This window comes from Lysobacter sp. Root76, from assembly GCF_001428685.1.
Lineage (GTDB): Bacteria > Pseudomonadota > Gammaproteobacteria > Xanthomonadales > Xanthomonadaceae > Lysobacter.
In genome coordinates this window covers 336,908-358,762 of sequence record NZ_LMIK01000008.1, presented here as the reverse complement: position 1 = coordinate 358,762, position 21,855 = coordinate 336,908, and the positions used below count along the sequence as shown (strand labels likewise).

The 21,855-nt window shown below is 69.2% G+C and carries 24 protein-coding genes; 16 read left to right on the top strand and 8 right to left on the bottom strand.

The genetic code is table 11. From position 1 onward, the window contains the following. Nucleotides 1-201: hypothetical protein (locus ASE10_RS21180; protein WP_235567572.1), on the top strand; the 201-nt coding region annotated here is incomplete at its 5' end. Nucleotides 202-207: 6 nt separating this feature from the next. Here the strand turns inward: ASE10_RS21180 and ASE10_RS17075 are convergent. Beyond that, on the bottom strand, nt 208-681 hold the full coding sequence (locus ASE10_RS17075; RefSeq protein ID WP_055901216.1) for a hypothetical protein: 474 nt from the start codon (nt 679-681) through the stop codon (nt 208-210). Continuing rightward, nucleotides 678-1,091 (bottom strand): hypothetical protein, encoded by a 414-nt coding sequence (locus tag ASE10_RS17070; RefSeq protein ID WP_055901213.1) that lies wholly within the window; start codon nt 1,089-1,091, stop codon nt 678-680. Before ASE10_RS17070 ends, ASE10_RS17075 begins: the two co-directional genes overlap by 4 nt. A gap of 104 nt (nt 1,092-1,195) precedes the next feature. On the opposite strand from ASE10_RS17070, the gene ASE10_RS17065 reads away from it, so the two are divergent. Both ASE10_RS17065 and ASE10_RS17060 read left to right on the top strand, forming a co-directional pair. Next, nucleotides 1,196-1,837 carry an NAD(P)H-dependent oxidoreductase gene (locus ASE10_RS17065; protein WP_082559569.1) on the top strand — a complete coding sequence of 214 codons (642 nt, stop codon included), beginning with the start codon at nt 1,196-1,198 and terminating at the stop codon, nt 1,835-1,837. Then, a complete protein-coding gene (locus ASE10_RS17060; protein WP_055901210.1) occupies nt 1,834-2,334 on the top strand; it encodes a hotdog domain-containing protein in 501 nt (166 codons plus the stop codon). Before ASE10_RS17065 ends, ASE10_RS17060 begins: the two co-directional genes overlap by 4 nt. 148 nt (nt 2,335-2,482) lie before the next feature. Here the strand turns inward: ASE10_RS17060 and ASE10_RS17055 are convergent, their stop codons facing one another. Then, nucleotides 2,483-3,112, bottom strand: coding sequence for a C40 family peptidase (locus ASE10_RS17055; RefSeq protein WP_082559568.1), 630 nt, complete (start codon nt 3,110-3,112; stop codon nt 2,483-2,485). 210 nt (nt 3,113-3,322) lie between these two features. Continuing rightward, the gene (locus ASE10_RS17050; RefSeq protein WP_055901204.1) at nt 3,323-3,907 is read right to left on the bottom strand and encodes a C40 family peptidase; all 585 of its coding nucleotides are present in this window, start codon (nt 3,905-3,907) and stop codon (nt 3,323-3,325) included. Between the two features lie 118 nt (nt 3,908-4,025). On the opposite strand from ASE10_RS17050, the gene ASE10_RS17045 reads away from it, so the two are divergent. The 7 genes from ASE10_RS17045 to ASE10_RS17015 all read left to right on the top strand — a co-directional run bounded on the left by ASE10_RS17045 (nt 4,026) and on the right by ASE10_RS17015 (nt 13,018). Next, a complete protein-coding gene (locus ASE10_RS17045; protein ID WP_055901201.1) occupies nt 4,026-4,505 on the top strand; it encodes a peptidylprolyl isomerase in 480 nt (159 codons plus the stop codon). A gap of 124 nt (nt 4,506-4,629) precedes the next feature. Further along, nucleotides 4,630-5,889, top strand: a complete 1,260-nt coding sequence (locus ASE10_RS17040) for a DUF418 domain-containing protein (protein ID WP_055901198.1) — start codon at nt 4,630-4,632, stop codon at nt 5,887-5,889. A 228-nt stretch (nt 5,890-6,117) separates the two neighbouring features. Next, entirely contained in the window at nt 6,118-7,410 is a 1,293-nt protein-coding gene (locus ASE10_RS17035) for an FAD-dependent oxidoreductase (protein WP_200944241.1), read from the top strand. Then, entirely contained in the window at nt 7,407-8,822 is a 1,416-nt protein-coding gene (gene gorA, locus ASE10_RS17030; protein WP_082559567.1) for a glutathione-disulfide reductase, read from the top strand. The genes ASE10_RS17035 and gorA overlap by 4 nt, the downstream gene beginning before the upstream one ends. 60 nt (nt 8,823-8,882) lie before the next feature. Continuing rightward, nucleotides 8,883-10,949, top strand: coding sequence for a prolyl oligopeptidase family serine peptidase (locus ASE10_RS17025; protein WP_056305770.1), 2,067 nt, complete (start codon nt 8,883-8,885; stop codon nt 10,947-10,949). A gap of 6 nt (nt 10,950-10,955) precedes the next feature. Continuing rightward, nucleotides 10,956-11,762: an N-formylglutamate deformylase gene (hutG, locus tag ASE10_RS17020; protein ID WP_055901193.1), complete on the top strand. Its 807-nt coding sequence runs from the start codon at nt 10,956-10,958 to the stop codon at nt 11,760-11,762. Nucleotides 11,763-11,776: 14 nt separating this feature from the next. Further along, on the top strand, nt 11,777-13,018 hold the full coding sequence (locus tag ASE10_RS17015) for a crosslink repair DNA glycosylase YcaQ family protein (protein WP_235565782.1): 1,242 nt from the start codon (nt 11,777-11,779) through the stop codon (nt 13,016-13,018). A gap of 159 nt (nt 13,019-13,177) precedes the next feature. Here the strand turns inward: ASE10_RS17015 and ASE10_RS17010 are convergent, their stop codons facing one another. From ASE10_RS17010 to ASE10_RS16995, 4 genes are all read right to left on the bottom strand, one after another. After that, a complete protein-coding gene (locus tag ASE10_RS17010; RefSeq protein WP_055901188.1) occupies nt 13,178-14,104 on the bottom strand; it encodes a hypothetical protein in 927 nt (308 codons plus the stop codon). A 20-nt stretch (nt 14,105-14,124) separates the two neighbouring features. Continuing rightward, complete coding sequence (locus ASE10_RS17005) at nt 14,125-15,204, bottom strand: hypothetical protein (RefSeq protein WP_055901185.1); 1,080 nt, start codon at nt 15,202-15,204, stop codon at nt 14,125-14,127. Nucleotides 15,205-15,367: 163 nt separating this feature from the next. Beyond that, entirely contained in the window at nt 15,368-17,257 is a 1,890-nt protein-coding gene (gene parE / locus ASE10_RS17000; protein ID WP_055901182.1) for a DNA topoisomerase IV subunit B, read from the bottom strand. Nucleotides 17,258-17,282: 25 nt separating this feature from the next. Next, the gene (locus ASE10_RS16995; RefSeq protein WP_055901179.1) at nt 17,283-17,501 is read right to left on the bottom strand and encodes a hypothetical protein; all 219 of its coding nucleotides are present in this window, start codon (nt 17,499-17,501) and stop codon (nt 17,283-17,285) included. 173 nt (nt 17,502-17,674) lie between these two features. Here ASE10_RS16995 and ASE10_RS16990 point away from each other — a divergent pair, with 173 nt between their 5' ends. From ASE10_RS16990 to ASE10_RS16965, 6 genes are all read left to right on the top strand, one after another. Further along, nucleotides 17,675-17,920 (top strand): hypothetical protein, encoded by a 246-nt coding sequence (locus ASE10_RS16990; protein WP_055901175.1) that lies wholly within the window; start codon nt 17,675-17,677, stop codon nt 17,918-17,920. 126 nt (nt 17,921-18,046) lie between these two features. Beyond that, nucleotides 18,047-18,484 (top strand): nuclear transport factor 2 family protein, encoded by a 438-nt coding sequence (locus tag ASE10_RS16985; protein ID WP_055901172.1) that lies wholly within the window; start codon nt 18,047-18,049, stop codon nt 18,482-18,484. Nucleotides 18,485-18,524: 40 nt separating this feature from the next. Continuing rightward, a complete protein-coding gene (locus tag ASE10_RS16980) occupies nt 18,525-18,734 on the top strand; it encodes a hypothetical protein (RefSeq protein WP_055901168.1) in 210 nt (69 codons plus the stop codon). A 72-nt stretch (nt 18,735-18,806) separates the two neighbouring features. After that, nucleotides 18,807-19,502, top strand: a complete 696-nt coding sequence (locus ASE10_RS16975; RefSeq protein WP_055901165.1) for a phosphodiester glycosidase family protein — start codon at nt 18,807-18,809, stop codon at nt 19,500-19,502. A gap of 38 nt (nt 19,503-19,540) precedes the next feature. After that, nucleotides 19,541-19,927 (top strand): DUF488 family protein, encoded by a 387-nt coding sequence (locus ASE10_RS16970; protein WP_055901162.1) that lies wholly within the window; start codon nt 19,541-19,543, stop codon nt 19,925-19,927. A gap of 254 nt (nt 19,928-20,181) precedes the next feature. After that, complete coding sequence (locus ASE10_RS16965) at nt 20,182-21,840, top strand: CTP synthase (RefSeq protein ID WP_055901160.1); 1,659 nt, start codon at nt 20,182-20,184, stop codon at nt 21,838-21,840. The last annotated feature ends 15 nt before the right edge of the window (nt 21,841-21,855 follow it).

Sequence of the window (21,855 nt, the reverse complement as noted above, 5' to 3'; positions counted from 1 at the left end):
GGCGCGCGTCCTGCGCGCCGCCCTTCGGGTCTGAGTGGGGTTGGGCGAGTGCGGGGCATTGGATTTCAATGCCGCGGCAACGGCAACGGCAACGGCAACAGCAACAGCAACAGCAACGGCAACAGCAACGGCAACGGCAACAGCAACAGCAACAGCAACAGCAACAGCAACCGCGTGCGTGCTGGGATTCGATCTAGATGACCGATCTCAGCCTACTTCCAGCGCGTACTTCAGCAGAATCTTCGCCGCCACCGCGCCGAGCACCAAGCCGACCCCGCCGTACAGCAGCGCGCTGAGGAAGAACCCCAGCCCGCCATCGACGAAGCCGACACCGGCGCCGGTGAGCAGGGCGAACAGCGCGTACGAAGGAATGAACAACAGGTAGGCGATCCAATCGTGGCGGTCGCCGTCCTTGCGAACATCCAGCGGCTTGCCGGTGGTCGCCCAGCGCGCCGCCATCTTCGCGAGCACGAACGGCGCGGCCAGCATCGCCGCCGCCTCCAGCACTTTCAGGCCGACCACCAGGCCGACCGCGAGCAGACCGCCGCTGATCCACCAGGCGGCCTCGTGGCCGGGCGCGGCGTAGCCGGCGAGCCAGGCGCCGATCGCGAACGCCGCCGCGAACAGACCGAGGGTGTAGAGGATGGCCTTGCCCGAGTTGTGCGGGTCGCCGCGGCTCATGCGGCGCCCTTGCGGGGGCTGCCGACCAGGCGTGCGGCCAGCCAGGCGGCCGGGATCGGCAGCAGCACGCCGGCCACGGTCATCCACAGCGGGTGCGGGATCATCAGGTTGTTGGCGATCACGCCCAGCACCACCAGGACGCCGATGGTCAGCGCGGCGCCGTTTTTGTGCCGGCGCGAAATCAGCGCCGCGACCAGGCCGCCGTCGAAGGCGCCCGCGACCCAGCCCAGCAGCACCAGCAGCATCGCGCTCGGCGGCGCGGCGCCGATGAAGGCGGCCAGCGCCTGCGGATCGGCCAGATTGGTGCCCGGCGGCGGTGGGTGCAGCGCCACGCCGCCGAATTCGCACAGCGTGATCGTGATCCAGGCGACCAACAGGCCGGCCAGTACGGCGAGTATCGTGCGTCCCATGTCGTCTCTCCGCAGGCAATCGCGGGGAGCATCGCGCGCCGTGCGCATCGCCGCAAGCACAGCGCTGTGCGCATAATCGGCGCCCCGACCCACGGAGCCAGCGCATGCCTGCCAGCCCCTCCGATCCGCGCTCGCCCGAAGCCGATCGCTACATCGCCACCCCGCCGCCGCGGCCGCGCCTGCTCGCCTTCGCCGGCAGCCTGCGCCAGGGCTCCTACAACCGCCGCCTGATCCCACTGCTGGCCGAAGGCGCGCGCACGACCGGCGCGGATGTCGAACTGATCGAATTGCGCGACTACCCGCTGCCGGTCTACGACGGCGACATCGAAGCCGCCGGCATGCCCGATAACGTGCACCGCCTGCAAAGCCTGATGGCCGCTTGCGACGGCCTGCTGATCAGCACGCCCGAGTACAACGGCTCGATGCCGGCGCTGGTCAAGAACACCCTGGACTGGATGTCGCGGGCGACCGCCGACGGCAAGTCCGGCACTTTGCTGTTCCAGGACAAGATGGCCGGCATCGTCTCGGCCTCGCCCGGCCCGCTCGGCGGGATCCGCTCGCTGATCGTGCTGCGCGACGCTCTGTCGAAACTCGGCCTGCTGGTGGTGCCGCAGCAGGTCGCGGTCGGCAACGCCGCCGAGCGCCTGCCCGACACCGGCGTGCTCGTCGACGAACGCCTGCACCGCGCCGTGCTCGGCGTCGGCGCCGCCGTGGTCCGTCATCTGTGCAAGGGAGTCGTGGCATGAAAGGCCAGCAGCGCGAACTGAACCTGCGTTTCCTCGCCCAACCCACCGACGTCAACTACGGCGGCAAGGTCCACGGCGGCATGGTGATGAAGTGGATCGACCAGGCCGGCTACGCCGCCGCGGTCGGCTGGAGCGGCAAGTACAGCGTCACCGTCGCGGTCGGCGGCATCCGCTTCGTGGCGCCGATCCGGATCAGCGATCTGGTCACCGTGCACACCAAATTGATCCATACCGGCACCACCAGCATGCATTTCGCGGTGGACGTGAAAGCGCGCGACCCGGGCCTGGACGACGGCGAGTCGGAAGAGCGGCTGTGCACGCATTGCGTGATCGTGTTCGTGGCCATGGACCAGGTCGAGGGCAAGCCGACCCCGGTGCCGCCGTGGACCCCGACCAGCGAGGACGACAAGCGCCTGGCCGAGTACGCCTTGAAGGTGATGGAGCTGAGCAAGGGCATCGAGGCCACGGTCGAGCGCTACGTGCGCGACAACGACTGAGCTGCTGCCGCGCGCCGCGCGGGCCGCTATGGCCTGCGCGGGATGACGCGCGCTTCGCATCCTTGAGCGCGGAGGCCGCGCACGGCCCCGGAAACGCAGAAGGCCGCCCGGGGGCGGCCTTCCATTATTTCGATGAGGGCGCGGCGGCTCAGATGCCTTCGACCCGGCGCGCTTCCATGAACTTGCCGCTCCAGTAGCCGGTGTCCAGGCTGGACACGGTCACGTCCTTGCCGGTGCGCGGGGCGTGGACGAAGCGGCCTTCGCCCAGGTAGATGCCGACGTGGTCGACCCGGCCCTTGCGGCCGAAGAACACCAGATCGCCTTCGCTGAGGTCGTTGCGGTCGCTGATCAGTTCGCCGGTCTTGGCCATCTCGCGCGAGACGCGCGGCAGTTCGATACCCAGGGCGTTGCGGAACACGTAGCCGACCAGGCCGCTGCAGTCGAAACCCTTGTCCGGGGAGCTGCCGCCCCAGCGATAGGGCGTGCCCAGCAGGGCCAGGGCGCGCTGGAGCATGCCCTTGATGCGGCCTTCGCCGGCCGGTGCGGCGGCGGTGGCGTCCTTGCTGTCGCCGGCGGCGTTGGAATAGGCCAGCAGACGGTTGAGATCGGTCGCCAGCAGCAGGGCGCGATCCGGCAGGGTCATCGCGTCGGGCAGCATGTGGCGGGTGGCGGGCGCCGGGCCATCGGCCGAGTCGCCGCTCATGGACGAACCGCCGGCCAGCGAGGCCACGGCGGAAGGCTGCTCCTGCGCGAACGCCGGCAGCGCCGAAGCGGCCATGGCGAAGGTCAGGGAAATACGGAGCGCTGCCCGCGCGAGGCGGGGCGAGGTGGTGGCAGCTGGGCGGCCTTGGCGGAAATGCTGGGTCGTCACGCGGTCATCACTGAATCAAGACCGACCGATAATGCCTGCCAAAACGCAGCAGAAGGTTCAAATTTCGTTAGAGGCTCGTTAACAAGTCTGTGATTTTGCTCACATTTTAGCTGCCGGCTACTTCAGAACCCGTTTCGCCCCGCTGTAATGGTCGCGCCAATAGGGCCCGTCCAGGTGGTCCAGGCGGACCGTGCCGCCGGTGCTGGGGGCGTGCACGAAACGGCCCTCGCCGACGTAGATGCCGACATGGCTGACGTTGCCGGAACTGCCGAAAAACACCAGGTCGGCGGCAGCCAGGCGTTCGGGGGCGATCCTCGGGCCCTGGAAGCCGGCCAGGTCGCGTGAGGTCCGCGGCAGGTTCACCGCCAGCATGTCGCGGTAGACGTAGTTGACCAGCCCGGAGCAGTCGAAGCCGCCTTCCGGGGTGTTGCCGCCGTAGCGGTAAGGGGTGCCGACCAGGCTGATCGCGCGCATCAGCACCGAGTTGGCCGAGGCCGGGTCGGCGGGTGCGACCACCGGCCAGACCCGCGGCATCGGCGACGGGGTGGGGCGGCGTACGGTTTCGCGGCCGCCGCCGCAGGCCGCGAGCAGGGCGCAAACCGCGCCGATCAGCAGCCGGCGCGCGCCGGCGAGCGGCAAGGGGCGGGTACTGCGTGCTGGCGCGAGGGCGGTGTTGCCGGGATAATGCGCGGCCTTCTTCATGCCGCGTAGCTTGGCCGCTGGCGCCGGTGGCGACAAGCCTCCGCCGCGCCGGTCCCGCTGCTGCGGCCGCCGTCTTACCCATCCGCGCCGCTCCGTCGGCCGCCAGTCGAGTCCCAGAATGAAAATCGAGAAAGATCGCGTCGTCCTTTTCCACTACACCGTCTCCGAAGCCGGCCAGGAGCCGCTGGAGAGCTCGGAAGGCCGCGGTCCGCTGGCGATCCTGATCGGCCACGGCAACATCATTCCGGGCCTGGAAAACGCGATGGAAGGCCGCGAGGCCGGTGAGAAGTTCGAAGTCGACGTCGCCGCGGCCGACGCCTACGGCGTGCGCCAGGACGGCCTGACCCAGCGCGTGCCGAAGAAGTACTTCAAGGACGCGCGCCTGGAACCGGGCATGCAGGCCGTGCTGCCGACCAACTTCGGCCCGCGCGCCGTGACCATCCTGAAGGTCGGCATGAGCGTGGTCGACGTCGATCTGAACCATCCGATGGCGGGCAAGGATCTGCACTTCGCGGTCGAGATCGTGGAAGTGCGCGAAGCCAGCGCCGAGGAAGTCGAGCACGGCCACGTGCACGGCGACGGCGGCCACCAGCACTAAGCCGCGCTACGACGCAGCAAGGAAAACGGCCCGCGCGATGCGGGCCGTTTTCGTTTGCGGACGAGGGCCGTCGCCCAAGGTCCGGCGCGTCGGTAGGCGCGTGCGCGGCGGGTAGAGTGTCCGCATGATCCCGAGCCACGCTGCGCCCGTCGCCGCCCTGGGCCCCTTGCCGCTGGGCGAGCGCATCGACGCGCTCGATGCCCTGCGCGGTATCGCCTTGCTCGGCATCGCGCTGATGAATGTCGAGTCCTTCACCTCCTCGATGCTCGACGCCGGCACCGGCATCGATCCGCGCCAGGCCGGGCTGGACCGGTTCGCCGACGGCTTCGTCTACATCTTCGTGCAGGGCAAGTTCTGGACCCTGTTCGCGCTGTTGTTCGGCATGGGGTTCGCGACCATGAGCGAACGCGCGCGCGCGGCCGGCGCCGACTTCGCGCCGGTCTACCTGCGCCGCAGCTGCGGGCTGCTGGCGATCGGGCTGGCGCACTCGCTGCTGCTGTGGTCCGGCGACATCCTGTTCTGCTACGCGCTGGCTTCGTTCGCCTTGCTGGCCTTGCGCAACGCGCCGCGGGGCGCGTTGTGGCCGATCGGCGGCCTGCTGCACCTGACCATCGTCGCGACGTTGTTGACGGCGACCGCAGAGATCGCCGTGGCCGGCAATGCCGGCGGCGGCGCCGGCGACACGGCCGCCGAAAACGCGCTGCGCAGCGCCGAGGTCGCCGCCTATGCCCACGGCAGCTACGCCGAAGCGGTGGCGCTGCGCTGGCGCTATTTCCTCGAACAGAACCTGAGCACCCTGTGGGTGTACGTGCCGATGGCGCTGGGCATGTTCGCGATAGGCGCCTGGTTCGTGCGCAGCGGCGCCATCGTCGATCCGGCGCGTCACCACCGGCTCTACGCCGGCTTGCGGTGGGGCGCGGGCCTGCTGGGTCTGGCGATCACCCTGGGCGGCCTGGCGATCGACAGCGAGCCGGTGCTGGTCGGGGGCCGCTTGAGCGCGGCCGACATGCTCTCGGCGACGATGGAGCTCGCGGCCGCGCCGCTGATGTCGCTGGCCTACCTGGCCTGGCTGGTACGCACGCTGCAACGCGGCGCGCGCTGGCCGCTGCAGTTCGCGCCGGCCGGACGCATGGCCCTGACCCTGTACCTGATGCAATCGCTGGCCGGCACCCTGGTGTTCTACGGCTATGGCCTGGGCCTGTGGGGACAGGTTTCGCGCGCGCCGCAGGTGCTCGGCGCCTGCGTGCTCTTCGTCCTGCAGATGGCGTTCGCACGAGCCTGGTTTGCGCGTTTCCGCTACGGACCGATGGAATGGCTGTGGCGCTGGTTCACCTACGCCCGGCGGCCAGCGTTGCGGCGCGCGGCGGTGTCGACCTCGCCCTGAGCGGAAAGAACGGCCCGCCGCGAAAGATGGTTGGTGGAAAACGTCCACATCCGTTACTGTTTCGTTCCACAACTCATGCGATCGATCGCCTTGGGTCTGCGTTCCGTCGCCGAGTTCTTCAACCGTAAGTGCCGCTACGGCGCGTTTTCGAAATGCGGAAACGGCGAATAGCGCCCGCCTTCGGATTGCGGTCACACTTCCGGATCTTCGTTCGAGCCGAGCACTGCCTTGTCGAGTGAATCCCTGCAAACCGCGCCCAGCGATGCGCCGCGCGATACCGACATCGCGGTGGTCGGCGGCGGCGTGATCGGTCTGGCCACGGCGCTGGCCTTGCTGAACGACGGTCGCCGCGTCTGCGTGCTGGAAGCGAACACGCTCGGCAGCGGCAGTTCGCACGGAAACTGTGGAACTATTACGCCTAGCCACGCGACCCCGCTGGCGGCGCCCGGTGTGATCACCCAGGCGCTGCGCTGGATGCTCACGCCCGACGCGCCGCTGTACGTGCACCCGCGCCTGGACCCGCGCCTGTGGAGTTGGCTGCTGCGCTTCGCCCTGCGCTGCAATGCGCGCGACTGGCGCCAGAGCGCGCTGGCGAAATCCGCGCTGCTCAGCGACTCGCGCGAACGCCTGCAGGATTGGGTGCGCGACTACGGCTTACAGTGCGAGTTCGAACAGACCGGCGTCGACTACGTGTTCCGCGACGCGCGCGCCTTCGCCGCCGGCCAGATCGAACTGGACCTGCTGCGCGAACTCGGCATCCGCATCGAACTGATCGACGGCCGCGCTTACGAAGCGCGCGATCCCGCGTTCAAGCCCGGCGTCGCCGGCGCGATCTGTTTCGATCACGACGCGGTGCTGCGACCGGACCGCTACGTCGATGCGCTGGCCAACGCGGTGCGCGAACGCGGCGGCGTGATCGTCGAAGGCTGCGCCTTGCGCGGCCTCGACAGCGGCGCCGGCGGCGTTGCGCTCGACACCGCCCAGGGCCCGCTGCGCGCGCGCGAAGTCGTGCTCGCGCTCGGCGCCTGGTCGCCGAAGCTGTCCGATGCGATCGGCCTGCCGTCGCTGCGGCGCACGATCCAGCCGGGCAAGGGCTATTCGATCACCTACGACCGCCCGGCCCTGGTGCCGCGGCGCCCGGTGGTGCTGCGCGAGCGCAAGGTCTGCGTGACCGCCTGGGGCAGCGGCTACCGCCTGGGCAGCACCATGGAATTTTCCGGTTACGACGACAGCCTCAACCCGCGCCGCCTGGCGGCGCTGGAACGCGGCGCCGCCGAATACCTGCACCAGCCGGTCGGTCCGGTCGAACGCGAGCGCTGGTACGGCTGGCGCCCGATGAGCAGCGACGACGTCCCGCTGATCGGCCGCGTGCCCGGCCGCGACCGCCTGTGGCTGGCCACCGGCCACGGCATGATGGGCGTGAGCATGAGCGCCGGTACCGGCCAGCTCGTCGCCGACCTGATCGCCGGCCGTGCGCCCGCGATCGACCCCACGCCTTATCGCCCGGAGCGTTTCGCATGAGCGACGACAAGCGTGCCCCTGAAAAGCCTGCCCTTGAAAAGCCCGCCCTCGAAAAGCGCGAGCCCGAAAAGCGCGACTTCGACCTGATCGTGATCGGTGGCGGCTCCGGCGGCCTGGCCGGCGCCTTCCGCGCCGCCGAACACGGCGCCCGCGTCGCTCTGCTGGAACCGGATCTGCTCGGCGGCACCTGCGTCAACGTCGGCTGCGTGCCGAAGAAGGCGATGTGGCTGGCGGCCGACGTCGCCGGCCGGCTGCGCATGGCCCGCGACCTGGGCTTCGACGTGGCCGAGTCGTCGAGCCTGGACTGGCCGACCTTCGTCGCCCACCGTCAGCGCTACATCGCCAACATCCACGACAGCTACCGCCGCCGGCTCGACGCCGCCGGCATCGTGGTCGCGCCGATGCGCGCGCGCTTCATCGACGCGCGCACCATTGAATGCATGGATGGCGTGCGCTTGAGCGCGGGCAACATGCTGATCGCCACCGGCGGCCATCCGCTGCGGCCGCAACTGCCGGGCGCCGAACTCGGCGGCGTTTCCGACGATTTTTTCCAATGGACCGCCGCACCCGAGCGCGTGGCCATCGTCGGCGGCGGCTACATCGCGGTCGAGCTGGCCGGCCTGCTGCAGGCCTTGGGCAGCCGCGTCGATCTGCTGGTGCGCGGCAAGCTGTTGGACGGCTTCGACGTCGAGCTGGTCGAGCAGTTGATCGAGGACTACCGCCACGCTGGCGTGCGCCTGCAGTTCGGGCATCGCCTGGCCGCGGTCGAGCGCGACGGCGAAGGCGTGCGCCTGCGCGACGCCGACGGCAGCCTCGGCGATCGCTACGACCGCCTGCTGTTCGCGACCGGCCGCCGCGCCAATACCGCCTCGCTGGATCTGGCCGCGGCCGGCGTCGCCGTCGATGCGCGAGGCTACGTGCAGGTCGATGCGCGCCACGCCACCAACGTGGCCGGCATCCACGCGGTCGGCGACGTCACCGCCGATCCCGCCCTGACCCCGGTCGCGATCGCCGCCGCGCGCCGGCTGATGGACCGTCTCTATGGCGGTGCCGACGCGGTGCTGGACCAGCGCGACATTCCATCGGTGGTGTTCTCGCATCCGCCGATCGGCAGGGTCGGCCTGACCGAGGCGCAGGCGAGAGAGCGCCACGGCGACCAGGTGTACGTGTATCGGGCCGGGTTCCGGCCGATGTTGCATGCTTTGGCGAATTCTCCGCAGCGCAGTCTGTTCAAACTGGTCTGCATCGGCGAGGAGCGCCGGGTGGTCGGTATCCACCTGATGGGCGAGGCGGCCGACGAGATCCTGCAGGGCTTCGCGGTCGCGCTCAAATGCGGAATCACCCTCGACCATTTGCGCGACACGGTCGCGATCCATCCCACCAGCGCCGAGGAAGTGGTGCTGATGCGTTGAGTCGCCGCCGCCGGAGTGTGGGACCGAATACGCAGATCCATCCATCAGGGAGCGAAACGCATGAAGCAGCGGTGGCAGGTTTGGATGCTGGTGGGCGCGCTGGTCGCCGCGCCAGCCGCGCAAGGCATGGAGATCGCCGACCTGCTCTCCGCACCGCAGCCGGAAGCGCCGGTGGCCGCGGCCAAGGCGCCGGTCATCGCCTGGGCGGCGAACGAGCGCGGCGTGCGCAACCTCTGGGTCGCGCGCGCGCCGGAATTCGTGCCGCGTCAGCTCACCGCCTACGACCGAGACGACGGCCAGCTGCTGAGCTCGCTCGCGCTCAGCGCCGACGGCCGCACTCTGGCCTATGTACGCGGCGGCGGGCCCGACGCGGCCGGCAATGCCAGCAATCCCACCGGCGATCCCGACGGCGCCGAACAGGCGGTGTGGGCCGTGCCCACCGACGGTTCCAGCGCGCCCCAGCGCGTGGCCGCGGGCCGTAGCGTGACCTTCGTACCCGGCGGCGACGCCCTGATCGTGCAGGGCAAGGGCGTGGGCTGCTATCCGCATGCCTACGCCAAGGCGCCGGCCTGGTGCGTGGAAGGGCTGCTGAAGACGCGCGGCGCCAACAGCGTGGCCGCGTTCTCGCCCGATGGCGGGCGTCTGCTGTTCGTGAGCAATCGCGGCGATCACAGCTTCGTCGGCGTGCTCGATCTGGCCGCGCGCTCGGTGCGCTGGATCGCCCCGGACTACAACAACGACAGCGCGCCGGTGTGGTCGCCGGACGGCAAGCGCATCGCCTTCCTGCGCACCGCCGGCACGCGCCCGGGCCAGGCATTCGACCTGACCGCGGCCAACCCGTTCGAGATCTGGGTCGCGGACGCCGACAACGGCCTGGCGCGGCGCCTGTACCGCTCCGGCGCCAACGCTGGCGGTTATGCGCAGTTCGCAGTCCCCGAGCCGTTGCGCTGGAGCCGCGACGGGCGCCTCTTGTTCAGTTCGGAAGAGAGCGGCTGGTTGCACTGGTACGCACTGGCGCCCGACGGCGGCGCGCCGGTCGCGATCAGCCGCGGCGAATGCGAAGTCGAGACCGCGAGCCTGAGCGACACCGGCACCCTGGTCTACAGCGCCAACTGCGACGACATCGAACGCCGCCAACTGTACGCGGCCTCCGTCGGCGCCGCGCCGAAGCGGCTGAGCGGCGACGGCCAGATCGCCACCGACCCGCTGCCGCTGTCCGGCGCGCAGTGGATCGCGTTCCGCCACGCCGACGCGCGCCGTCCGACCGCGATCGCGGTGATGCCGGCCGGCGGCGGCGAGCCGCGTCGGATCTTCCCGGCGCAGCTGCCGGCCGCGTTCCCGGCCGCTGCCCTGGTCGAGCCCAAGCCCGTGACCCTGCGCGCCGCCGACGGCGTGATTTCGCACGCGACGGTGTTCATGCCGCCGGCCAGCTACAAGGGCAAACGCCCGGCCCTGATCTACGTACACGGCGGTCCGATCCGGCAGATGCTGCCCGGCTGGCACTACAGCAGCTACTACTACAACGACTACGCCGGCAACCAATGGCTGGCCAGCCGCGGTTTCGTGGTGCTGGCGCTGAATTACCGCGCCGGCACCGGCTACGGCCAGGCCTTCCGGCGCGCGGCCAAGCAGGGCCCGCGCGGTGCCAGCGAGTACCAGGACGTGCTGGCCGCGCGCGCCCATCTGGCCGGGCTGGCCGACGTCGACGCGAGCCGCATCGGCATCTACGGCGGCTATCTGACCGCGCAGGCCTTGTCGCGCAATTCCGACCTGTTCGCGGCCGGCGTCGACCGCCACGGCGTGCACGACTGGCGCGAGAGCGCCAAGGGCGGCGACAACAGTGGCCTGTGGGGGCTCAAGCCCGACGAGCTCGAAGTCGCCGGCGCGTCCTCGCCGGTCGCGCGCATCGACGGCTGGCGCTCGCCGGTGCTGTTCGTGCACGGCGACGACGACCGCGCAGTCAAGTTCAGCCAGAGCGTCGACCTGGTCGAGCGCCTGCGCGCGCGCGGCGCGCCGGTGGAAACCCTGGTCATCCCGGACGAGGACCACTTCTTCCTGCGCTACGCGACCTGGATGCAGGTGCACCGCAGTACCATGGACTTCTTCGAGCGCCAGCTGAAACCCTGAACCGACATGAGCACCGTCCCCGCGCCGACCGAACCGGTCTTCGAACTCCATCGCGGCAGCGCGCCGCTGCTGATCAGCCTGCCGCACGACGGCAGCGCGATCCCGGCGGCGCTGGCCGAGCGCATGCAGCCCTCGGCGCGGCGCGCGCCCGACACCGACTGGTACGTGTCGCGGCTGTACGCGTTCGCGCGCGAGCTCGGCGCCTCGATCCTGGTGCCGCGCTATTCGCGCTACGTGGTCGATCTCAACCGTCCGCCCGACGACACCTCGCTGTACCCGGGCCAGAACACCACCGGCCTGTGTCCGGCCGTGCAATTCACCGGCGAGCCGGTCTACCTCGACGGCCAGGCGCCGTCGCCGGATGAAGTCGCCGAGCGCGTCGCGAAGTATTGGCGTCCGTATCACGAGAACCTCGACGCCGAGCTCGCGCGCCTGCGTGGCGAGCACGGCCGCGTGGTGCTGTGGGAAGGCCATTCGATCAAGGGCAGCGAGCTTCCGTTCCTGTTCGAAGGCCGCCTGCCGGATCTCAACCTGGGCACTTCGGGCGGCGCCAGTTGCTCGCCGCAGCTGCAGGCACGGCTGGAAGCGGTGCTGGCCGGGCAGGGCGGCTACGACTGGATCGTCAACGGCCGCTTCAAGGGCGGTTACATCACCCGCCATTACGCCTCGCCCGACACCGGTGTGCAGGCGGTGCAGCTGGAGCTGAGCCAGCGCAACTACATGGACGAAGCCAGCTTCGCCTACGACGAAGCCAAGGCGGCGAAGTTGCAGCCGTTGCTGGCCGAACTGCTGCGCACCTGCCTGGCCGGATGAACGTTACGGCCGCAGTGCCCGCGCTGAGTGTGTCGCAGGCGCGCGCGCTGCACTTGAGCGCGCAGGGCCTGCTCGCGCGTCCGCGCCGGCGCGCGCGCAAGGCCGATCTGCTGGACGCGATCGCGCGCATGCAGCTGCTGCAGATCGACACCATCCACATCGTCGCGCGCAGCCCCTATCTGGTGCTGTACTCGCGGTTGGGCGCCTATCCGCAGAGCTGGCTGGAAGACTTGCTGGCGCAGCGCGAGATCTTCGAGCTGTGGGCCCACGAAGCCTGCTTCGCGCCGATGAGCGACTACCTGCTGCATCGCAGCGCCCATTCGCAGCGCGCCCACCATTGGGCGATCCGCAACGCCGAGCAGCATCGCCAGGCCAGCGGCGCCAAGATCGACCGTTTGCTCGCGCACATCCGCGAACTCGGCCCGGTCAAATCGTCGGACTTCGAACGCGAGCAGGCGGGCGGCGGCGGTTGGTGGGGCTGGAAGGACGAGAAGCGCTGGCTGGAGTCCGCGTTCGCGCTGGGCGAGCTGATGGTCGCGCGTCGCGAGAACTTTCACCGGGTCTACGACCTGGCCGAACGCGTGGCCGGCGCGGTCGTGCCCGACTGGAACACGGCCCGGCTCGACGCCGCCGCGGTGCGGCGCGAGACCATCCTCAAATCGGTGCGCGCGCTCGGCCTGACCCAGGCGCGCTGGATCGCCGACTACTACCGCACCAAGCCGCGCCTGCGCGACGCCGATCTCGACGCGCTGGTCGCCGAGGGCGCGTTGCTGCGCGTGCCGGTCAAGGGCTGGGACGCGCCCGGCTACGTCCATGCCGATCACGCCCAGTCGCTGGCGCTGGCCGGCACAGGCCGCCTGCGTGCGACCCATGCGACCCTGCTGTCGCCGTTCGACCCGGTGGTCTGGGATCGCGAACGCGCGAGCGAGTTCTTCGGCTTCGACTACACCCTGGAGTGCTACACGCCCGAGCCCAAGCGCCGCTACGGCTACTTCGTGCTGCCCATCCTCGCGCGCGGCCGCCTGGTCGGCCGCCTGGACGCCAAGGCGCACCGCCGCGAAGGCGTGTTCGAGGTCAAGGCCCTGTACCTGGAAGAAGACGTCGCCCCCGACGAGGCACTGATCGCCGACATCGCCCGCGCCATTGACGATTGCGCGCGCTGGCACGCCACGCCCAAGGTCGACCTGGTCCGCTGCCGCCCGGCGGCCCTGCGCACGCCGCTGCGCGCCGCGTTGCGTGCTCTCCGATCCGCCTGATCTGAGGGTTTGAGGCGGGAGCGGCGCAAGCCGCGACCGCGTCACGACGCATGCGGCGCGGGATTCTAGGAGTGTTTCGATCCAGCGAGCCGCGTTGCGCCGTTACTTGCCTTGGCCCGGTCGCGGCTTACGCCGCTCCTACCCCGGAGCGAGGGCTGCTTAGCGCCCCGGCACTCGGCAGCACAAGGTCTTGGCGCGGAACTGCAGTCCCGATTGCGTGGGGTTGTCGGCATCGCAGCCGTAACCGCCCTGGTCGTTGTTGTGGCCGACGATTTGGCCGTACTGGATCAACTGCAGGTCGACGAAGTCCCAGTTGCAGCCGCCGCTGACCATGGCGTAATCGCCGGTCGCGGGGCAGGCGGCCGTCGCCGATGCCTGCGTGCCGGCCGGGACGCTGACCCAGTCGCCGTAGGTGGTGACGCACTGCGGCTTGGTTGCGACCGGCGGCGCGAAGTAACCGGCGATGTCGATCACCAGATGCACGCCATGCAGGGAATACACCGAGAAGTCGTACTCCGCGGCGGCCGTGGTCCTGACCACCACCTCATTGGCGATGACCTCGCCGGCTCCGTAATTGAGGCTGGAGACATAAGGCCGCGGCGTACCGTAGGCGTGGGCGGTCAGATAGCCGGGCCCGTCGGCCTGCACCGCCACGATGTTGAGCACCACCGCCGGCGCGTCGGCGAGTACGCCGCAGTTGCCGTCGATGCCGCCCTGGTCGACGAAGCTGGCCGCCGCGGCGTTGTAGTTTCGCGTTTCGCCGGCCTGCAGGCGACCGCCGGCCAGGCGCGTATCGACGATCCGGCAAGGCGCCCCGCGGTTGTAGACCAGATCGCTGTCGGGCGTGCTCAGGCTGAGCGCGGCCTGCGCGAGTTGCGCGGCGTCCAGAGGCGCGGCAGTCGGCAGCGCAACCTGTGAGGATGCGATCGAAGCGGGAAGCGTCGTCGTCGCCATCGGCGCGCGCGCGGATGCCGGCGCGCGCTGCGCGCCCATCTGCGTTTCCGCTTTAATCGCGGTGCGCAACAACAGCGCCGCTGGCGCAGCCAGGGCGACGCCGACGATCAGGGCCAGATGGATGCGTCGCATCGTGATCTCCAGCGCGCCGCTCAGCGGCCCGGAACGCGGCAGCAGATGCCTTCGGCAACCGCCTGCGAGGGCTCGGTGCCGGTATCGTTCACGTGCTGCGCATGGCACTGGTAGCTGTCGGTGAACGAGGCCGGCGACTTGCCGAAGCTGAGGAAGTACAGGCCGCGCGCCGCCTGCGGATCCACGGCGCGGCAACCGCCGCCGGTCAGGCTGTAGCCGACCGGGCAATTCGGCGTCGAGAATTCGATATAGGGCACGATGTTGCGGGGAATCGAGACAGGATCCGAGCGCACCTGTACGCAATCCAGCGCGGTCGTGCGCGGCGCCATGAAGTAGCCGACCACGTCGATCACCAGGTCCGCGGCGGCGTAGGTGTAGACCGAGAAGTCCTGCGGCTGGCCCAGGCTCTGCCCGGCGATGATCTCGTTGGCCGCGACGCGCCCGGCGTGGTAGTTGAGGCTGGCGGCGTTCGGACGGTTGAAGCCGTACGGGTACACGGTCATGTAGCCGTCGGTATCGGGCGTCACGGCAACGGCGTTCAACACCACCGCCGAAGCGTCGGCCGGCATTGCGCAATCAGAATCCGCGCCGCCTTGCGCTACGAAGCTCGCGCCGGACGAACTGAAGGATCGGGTTTCGCCCGCGCCCATGCGGCCGCCGGCATTGCGGGTGTCGACGATCCGGCACGGCGTCACCATGGTGTAGACCAGATCGCGTGCCGGGTTGCCCACCGCCATCACTTCGGCGCGCGTGCCCTGGGAGCGGGCCAGGCCGTCGATGGCCAGCGCATCGGACGTACGCTGCCCCAGCAGCGTGCCCATCATGCCCTCATAGGTGCGCATGCCGGCCGCTTTCTTCAGATTGGCCAGGTCGGCCTGGGCGAAGCTCTCGCGCATCGCCCGCGCCCACTGCATCGGCGCGACGCCGTAGACCTTGTGCACATGGCCCGACCACTGCCGCACGATGGCGCTGGCGGCTTGTCCACGTGCGGTGTGCGGCACATAACGATCCTGCGCGACGGCAGGCAGCAACGAGGCGGCCAACAAGGCCCCCAGCCAGATCGACTTAGTGCAGATCGACTTCACCCAGATCGACTTCATGTCTTCCCCAAGACAGCCGTATGCGTACGGTGCGGGGCAGGCTACAGGCAAGCCGCCGATGCGGCAATAGGTAGCGGCGTCGGACGACGGCGTCCCGATCCATGCGATCGGAGCGTCGCGGCCGGGCCCGGTTCGGGCACGACACGCGACGCCGCAAGATCGATCAGACTTCCAGCGTCGCCAGGTCGCCCTTGGTTTCCAGCCACTGCTTGCGGTCGCCCGCGCGCTTCTTGGCCAGCAGCATGTCCATCAGCGAATGGGTTTCCGTGCCGTCGTCGACGGTCAGCTGGACCAGGCGGCGGGTGTCGGGGTGGATGGTCGACTCGCGCAACTGCGAAGCATTCATCTCGCCCAGGCCCTTGAAGCGGGTGACGTTGATCGCGCCGCGGATCTTCTCGCGTTCGATCTTCTCCAGCAGGATGCGCTTCTCTTCCTCGTCCAGGGCATAGAACACCTGCTTGCCCACGTCGACGCGGAACAGCGGCGGCATCGCCACGAAGATATGGCCGGACGCGACCAGGGCCGGGAAGTGGCGCAAGAACAGCGCGCTGAGCAGGGTCGCGATATGCAGGCCGTCGGAGTCGGCGTCGGCGAGGATGATGACCTTGCCGTAACGCAGTCCGCTGATGTCGTCCTTGCCCGGATCGCAACCGATCGCCACCGCCAGATCGTGCACTTCCTGCGAGCCCAGCACGCTGCCGGACGCGACTTCCCAGGTGTTGAGGATCTTGCCGCGCAGCGGCAGGATCGCCTGGAAATCCTTGTCGCGCGCCTGGCGCGCGCTGCCGCCGGCCGAATCGCCTTCGACCAGGAACAGCTCGGTGCGCGACAGGTCCTGCGAGGTGCAGTCGGCGAGCTTGCCGGGCAGGGCCGGGCCCTGGGTGATCTTCTTGCGGACGATCTGCTTTTCGGTTTTCAGGCGCGCCGCGGCGCGCTCGATCGCGAGTTGCGCGATTTTCTCGCCCAGTTCGGTGTGCTGGTTGAGCCACAGCGAGAACGCGTCGTGCGCGGCGCCTTCGACGAAGCCGGCGGCCTGGCGCGACGACAGCCGCTCCTTGGTCTGGCCGCTGAACTGCGGGTCGGTCATCTTGACGCTGAGCACGAACGCGACCCGGTCCCAGACGTCTTCCGGCGCCAGCTTGACGCCGCGCGGCAGCAGGTTGCGGAAGTCGCAGAACTCGCGCAGCGCGTCGGTGAAACCGGTGCGCAGGCCGTTGACGTGGGTGCCGTGCTGCGCGGTCGGGATCAGGTTGACGTAGCTTTCCTGCACCAGTTCGCCGTCCGGCACCCAGGCCACCGCCCAGTCGGCGACTTCGGTGTCCTTCTTGAGCTGGCCGACGAACAGCTCCGGCGGCAGCAGCTCGCGGCCTTCGAGTTCGCCGCGCAGGTAGTCGCGCAGGCCGTCCTCGTAGTACCACTGCGCGGTTTCGCCGCTGGCGACATCGAGCAGCTTCACCGTCAGCCCGGGGCAGAGCACGGCCTTGGCGCGCAGCAGGTGCTTGAGCGAGCGCAGGTTGAACTTGGGCGTGTCGAAGTACTTGGGGTCGGGCCAGAAACGCACCCGGGTGCCGGTGTTCTTCTTGCCGACCGTGCCGACGACTTCCAGCGGCGTGGCGCGATCGCCGTCCTTGAAGGTCATGCGGTACTCGTTGGCGTCGCGCTTGATGTGCACTTCGACCAGGGTCGACAGCGCGTTGACCACGCTGACGCCGACGCCGTGCAGGCCGCCGGAGAAGGTGTAGTTCTTATTGCTGAATTTACCGCCTGCGTGCAGCCGGGTCAGGATCAGCTCGACGCCGGGGATCTTCTCCTCGGGGTGGATGTCCACCGGCATGCCGCGGCCGTCGTCGGAGACCTCGCAACTGCCATCGGCGTGCAGGGTCACCTCGATGCTGCGTGCGTGCCCGGCCAGGGCTTCGTCGACCGCGTTGTCGATCACCTCCTGCGCCAGATGGTTCGGCCGGGTGGTGTCGGTATACATGCCCGGACGGCGTTTGACCGGGTCCAGGCCGGAAAGGACTTCGATGTCTGCGGCGTTGTAGCGACTGCTCATGAAACCTGCATGGGTAGTGAGACGGTTAACGCCCCGGGTCGGCGAGCTGCGAGGCCGCGCCGGTGTAGGGGGTGTAGCGGTAGTCGCCGGGGAATGCCTCGCCGTTGGCGGGGTCCCGCCGCGGCGGCAGGCTGCCCAGGGGCCAGCGGAAGCCGAACTCGCTCCGGTCCAGCCGGCCACGCATCTTGCCATCACCGGGCGGGTCGGCGAAGGCTTTGCCGTTCGCGGTGCGGCCCCGGAACACATATTCCGTGGTCGTGACCGTGCCCCGGCGGGCCAGCGTCAGCCACGGGCGTTAACATTCACCCGTTCAGTCGCTGGCAGGGAAGCAACCGCTACGGTCGCGCCGTCGCTGAGGGGAGCGGCTGAGGCGTCCCGCCTTTCCCTGTTGGCCCCACGACACCGGAGGACCGCACCATGACCACCCGCAAGTATTGGATTCCCAGCCTGATCGCCGCCGCGCTGGTCGCGCCGCTGGCGATGGCGCAGGACGCCGCCCAGAACCCGACCGCCGAGCAAGCCGCCGCCCAGGCCCAGAAGAAGGCCGAAGAGGCCGAGAAGGCCAAGGCCGATCAGGCCGCCAAGGACAAGAAGAAAGACAAGAAGAAGGACAAGGCCGCCGACCCGACCGTTGAGCCCGAGGAAGAGGACGGCAAGCGCTGAGTTCCACCGATCGGGCGCGTCCGCGAGGGCGCGCCCGTTTTGCCGACGCGGCGGGTCCGATTTCATCCGGCGCCTTTTGTCCGGCGCCTTTCGTCCGACGCCGCAGCGCCATCGCCAGGATGCCTAATGAGCCCGGAGTCCGCCCCGTTCCAGCAAGTGCTGAGTGCTTACCGGTCGGCGGTGCGCGCCAAGGACGTCGAGGCCTTCCTGGCGATCTACGCCGACGACGTGCAGGTGTTCGACATGTGGGGCGCCTGGTCCCTGCGCGGCATCGAGACCTGGCGCTCGATGGCGACGGAGTGGTTCGCGTCGCTGGGCGACGAATACGTAGTGGTCGAGGCCGACGAGGTCGAGGCCACCGTGGCCGGCGACCTGGCCGTCGGCCACGCCTTCCTGCGCTACACCGGTTACTCCGCCCAGGGCCAGCGGCTGCGCTCGCTCGACAACCGCATCACCGTGGCGATGCGCCGGACCGAGGGAGCGTGGAAGATCTTCCACGAGCACACCTCGGCGCCGATCGATCATGCGACGACCAAGGCCGTACTGCAGCGCGATGGCGGCTGATATGGCCGTATCTTATTGAGTCATCGAAAGGAGTCGGGGAATGTTGAGTCTGCTGGAGGTCGTTTCCGATATCGCCGAACTTTTTCTGTCCTGGCGGTTGTACGTAGGCTTTGCCGTCACCGCGGGCTTGTGCTGGCTGCTCATATCGCTCGTGCCCAATGAGACGGCGCAATGGGTGATCTGCGTCCCGCCCGGCCTGATCGGCATCTTCCTCAGCTTTCGCTGGCAGATTCGCGCCGACAGCCTTTAACGAGGCGATAAGCCGGTCGCTTCGCTCGCGCTGGCGTCGACGCGCGGCAGCGCCGCGCTAGGATTGGACGGCATGAAAACAGGCCTCCTGCTCGTGTTGATCGCATTCTCCAGCCTCGCCCAGGCGCGCGAGCCGCGCTTTACCGTCGTGCGCGTGGACACGCGTACGCAGGACTTGCGCTTGTTCCTGGGCGACGAGCAGGGCGTGCCCTTCCATCGTTTCGCGAAACTCGAGGCCTGGTTGAAGCCGCAGGGCATGCGGCTGCGGTTCGCGATGAACGCAGGCATGTACGAGCCGGACTATTCGCCGGTCGGACTGTTCGTGGCCGACGGCAAGGCGATGACGCCGCTGAATCTGGCCGACGGCAAGGGCAATTTCTATCTCAAGCCGAACGGCGTGTTCCTGGTGACGGATGCCGGTCCGCGAGTCGTCGAGTCGACGCAGTATCCGACCGTGGCGCGCGACGTGCGCCTGGCGACCCAGTCCGGCCCGCTGCTGCTGCGCGACGGGGCGATCCATCCCGGTTTCGATCGCGCCTCGACCTCGCGGCACATCCGCAACGCGGTCGGGGTGAACGGCGATACCGCGTACTTCGTCATCAGCGACGAGCCGGTGACGTTCTACGAGTTGGCGCTGTACTTCCGCGACACCCTGCATTGCGCGAACGCGCTCTACCTGGACGGCGCCATTTCCAGTCTGTACGCCCCCGACCTGGGCCGGCGCGATGCGAAGTCGCGGCTCGGGCCTATCATCGGGGTGGTCGAGTAGTCGCCGGGCGAACCGTCGGGCGACACGGAGGAGGGCACATGGCCGTACGCATCGTCAGGCTAGGCAGCCCGCGCGCCAAGGGCGAGGGCACCCGCATCGGCACGGTGCGGCGGCCGCCGCGCGGCGTGCCCAAGGCCGAGTTCGCCCGCCAGGACTGGTACGACGTCTGGTTCCCGACCCTCGCGCCCAGCGCCGAGATCGTCAAACAGGCCCAGGACGCGCAGACCCCGGCGCAATGGAACGCGTTCGTGCGCAAATACAAGGCCGAGATGGCCGCGCCGGACGCCAGCCACGCCCTGCAACTGCTGGCGACCCTGTCCCGGCACAGCGACTTCTCGGTCGGCTGCTATTGCGAGGACGAGGCGCATTGTCACCGCTCGGTGCTACGCGAGTTGCTGGCCGACAAGGGCGCCAAGCTGGCCTGACGGGCCGGGAAGGGCCGTGGGGTAGGAGCGGCGTGAGCCGCGACCCTCGCCGCCGGCCCGGGTTTCGTGGTCGCGGCTTACGCCGCTCCTACCCAAAAGCTGAGCCGGAGCTGGGCCGGCGGGCCGGGCCCAGGTCGCTGGAAAGCCCGTCAGGACAAGTTTTGCGCCCGGTTGAGACGGTCCGTACCGCTGTCAAGCAGTCGCGGCCCGGCCGCCTTGCCGGTAAACTACGGCTTTCCAGCGGCAGTAAAACCATGACTCCCCTGATTTTCGTCACCGGCGGCGTGGTGTCCTCGCTAGGCAAGGGCATTGCGGCAGCCTCGCTGGCGGCCATCCTCGAAGCACGCGGCCAGCGCGTGACGATGATGAAGCTCGACCCCTACATCAACGTCGATCCGGGCACGATGAGCCCGTTCCAGCACGGCGAGGTCTACGTCACCGACGACGGCGCCGAGACCGACCTGGACCTGGGCCATTACGAGCGCTACCTGCGCACCCGGCTCAGCCGCAAGAACTCGATCACCACCGGCCGGATCTACGAGAACGTGATCCGCAAGGAGCGCCGCGGCGACTACCTCGGCGGCACCGTGCAGGTGATCCCGCACATCACCGACGAGATCAAGCGCTGCATCGTCGAGGCCACCGAAGGCTTCGACGTGGCCCTGGTCGAGGTCGGCGGCACGGTCGGCGACATCGAGTCGCTGCCGTTCCTGGAGGCGATCCGCCAGCTGCGCACCGAGCGCGGCCCCGAGTACGCGCTGTTCATGCACCTGACCCTGGTGCCGTTCATCGCCGCCGCCGGCGAGCTCAAGACCAAACCGACCCAGCATTCGGTCAAGGAACTGCGCTCGATCGGTATCCAGCCCGACGTGCTGCTGTGCCGCAGCGAACAGCCGCTGCCCGCCAGCGATCGCCGCAAGATCGCGCTGTTCACCAACGTGCCGGAAAAGGCCGTGATTTCGGCGGTCGACCTGGACAACATCTACAAGCTGCCGCAGTGGTTCCACGAGCAGGGCCTGGACGCGATCGTGCTCGACCGCCTGCGCATCGACGCCGGTCCGGCCGACCTGCGCGAGTGGCACGAGGTGGTCGACGCCAGCGAGCATCCGGTCGACGAGGTCTCGATCGCGGTGGTCGGCAAGTACATCGACCACCAGGACGCCTACAAGTCGCTGGCCGAGGCGCTCAAGCACGGCGGCCTGCGCCAGCGCACCAAGGTCAAGCTGAAGTGGCTGGAATCCAGCGAGATCGAACGCGACGGCGTGGCGTCGCTGGAGGGCGTCGACGGCATCCTGGTGCCCGGCGGCTTCGGCGACCGCGGTTTCGAGGGCAAGGTCGCGACCGCCAGGTACGCGCGCGAGAACGGCGTTCCCTACTTCGGCATCTGCTACGGCATGCAGGCGGCGGTGGTCGATTACGCCCGCCACGTCGCCGGCCTGGACGGCGCCAACAGCACCGAGAACGACAAGGCCAGCGCGCATCCGGTGATCGGACTGATCACCGAGTGGCGCACCGCCACCGGCGAAGTCGAGCGCCGCAGCGAGGACAGCGACCTGGGCGGCACCATGCGCCTGGGCCTGCAGGATCAGCGCCTCAAGCCCGGCACCCTGGCGCGCGAGCTGTACGGCAAGGACGTGGTCGGCGAGCGGCACCGCCACCGTTACGAGTTCAACAACCGCTACCGCACCCAGCTCGAGGACGCCGGCCTGGTGATCGCGGCCAAGTCGATGGACGATCTGCTGGTCGAAATGGTCGAACTGCCGAAGTCGCAGCACCCGTGGTTCCTGGCCTGCCAGGCGCACCCGGAGTTCCTGTCGACGCCGCGCGACGGCCACCCGCTGTTCATCGGCTTCGTGCGCGCGGCGCGCGAGGCCAAGGCCGGCGGCCGCCTGCTCAAGGAAGCCAGCGCATGACTCTGACGTTCGTAG

Bases quoted from the DNA above. Each gene is read 5' to 3' on its own strand.
- ASE10_RS17055 (WP_082559568.1), bottom strand. From the start codon at position 3,112: ATGGCCGCTTCGGCGCTGCCGGCGTTCGCGCAGGAGCAGCCTTCCGCC.
- ASE10_RS17045 (WP_055901201.1), top strand. From the start codon at position 4,026: ATGAAAATCGAGAAAGATCGCGTCGTCCTTTTCCACTACACCGTCTCC.
- ASE10_RS16980 (WP_055901168.1), top strand. From the start codon at position 18,525: ATGTTGAGTCTGCTGGAGGTCGTTTCCGATATCGCCGAACTTTTTCTG.
- ASE10_RS16985 (WP_055901172.1), top strand. From the start codon at position 18,047: ATGAGCCCGGAGTCCGCCCCGTTCCAGCAAGTGCTGAGTGCTTACCGG.
- ASE10_RS17010 (WP_055901188.1), bottom strand. From the start codon at position 14,104: ATGCGACGCATCCATCTGGCCCTGATCGTCGGCGTCGCCCTGGCTGCG.
- ASE10_RS16990 (WP_055901175.1), top strand. From the start codon at position 17,675: ATGACCACCCGCAAGTATTGGATTCCCAGCCTGATCGCCGCCGCGCTG.
- ASE10_RS16975 (WP_055901165.1), top strand. From the start codon at position 18,807: ATGAAAACAGGCCTCCTGCTCGTGTTGATCGCATTCTCCAGCCTCGCC.
- gorA (WP_082559567.1), top strand. From the start codon at position 7,407: ATGAGCGACGACAAGCGTGCCCCTGAAAAGCCTGCCCTTGAAAAGCCC.
- ASE10_RS17025 (WP_056305770.1), top strand. From the start codon at position 8,883: ATGAAGCAGCGGTGGCAGGTTTGGATGCTGGTGGGCGCGCTGGTCGCC.
- ASE10_RS17050 (WP_055901204.1), bottom strand. From the start codon at position 3,907: ATGAAGAAGGCCGCGCATTATCCCGGCAACACCGCCCTCGCGCCAGCA.
- ASE10_RS17005 (WP_055901185.1), bottom strand. From the start codon at position 15,204: ATGAAGTCGATCTGGGTGAAGTCGATCTGCACTAAGTCGATCTGGCTG.
- ASE10_RS17070 (WP_055901213.1), bottom strand. From the start codon at position 1,091: ATGGGACGCACGATACTCGCCGTACTGGCCGGCCTGTTGGTCGCCTGG.
- ASE10_RS16965 (WP_055901160.1), top strand. From the start codon at position 20,182: ATGACTCCCCTGATTTTCGTCACCGGCGGCGTGGTGTCCTCGCTAGGC.
- ASE10_RS17075 (WP_055901216.1), bottom strand. From the start codon at position 681: ATGAGCCGCGGCGACCCGCACAACTCGGGCAAGGCCATCCTCTACACC.
- ASE10_RS16970 (WP_055901162.1), top strand. From the start codon at position 19,541: ATGGCCGTACGCATCGTCAGGCTAGGCAGCCCGCGCGCCAAGGGCGAG.
- ASE10_RS17060 (WP_055901210.1), top strand. From the start codon at position 1,834: ATGAAAGGCCAGCAGCGCGAACTGAACCTGCGTTTCCTCGCCCAACCC.
- ASE10_RS17040 (WP_055901198.1), top strand. From the start codon at position 4,630: ATGATCCCGAGCCACGCTGCGCCCGTCGCCGCCCTGGGCCCCTTGCCG.
- ASE10_RS17065 (WP_082559569.1), top strand. From the start codon at position 1,196: ATGCCTGCCAGCCCCTCCGATCCGCGCTCGCCCGAAGCCGATCGCTAC.
- hutG (WP_055901193.1), top strand. From the start codon at position 10,956: ATGAGCACCGTCCCCGCGCCGACCGAACCGGTCTTCGAACTCCATCGC.
- parE (WP_055901182.1), bottom strand. From the start codon at position 17,257: ATGAGCAGTCGCTACAACGCCGCAGACATCGAAGTCCTTTCCGGCCTG.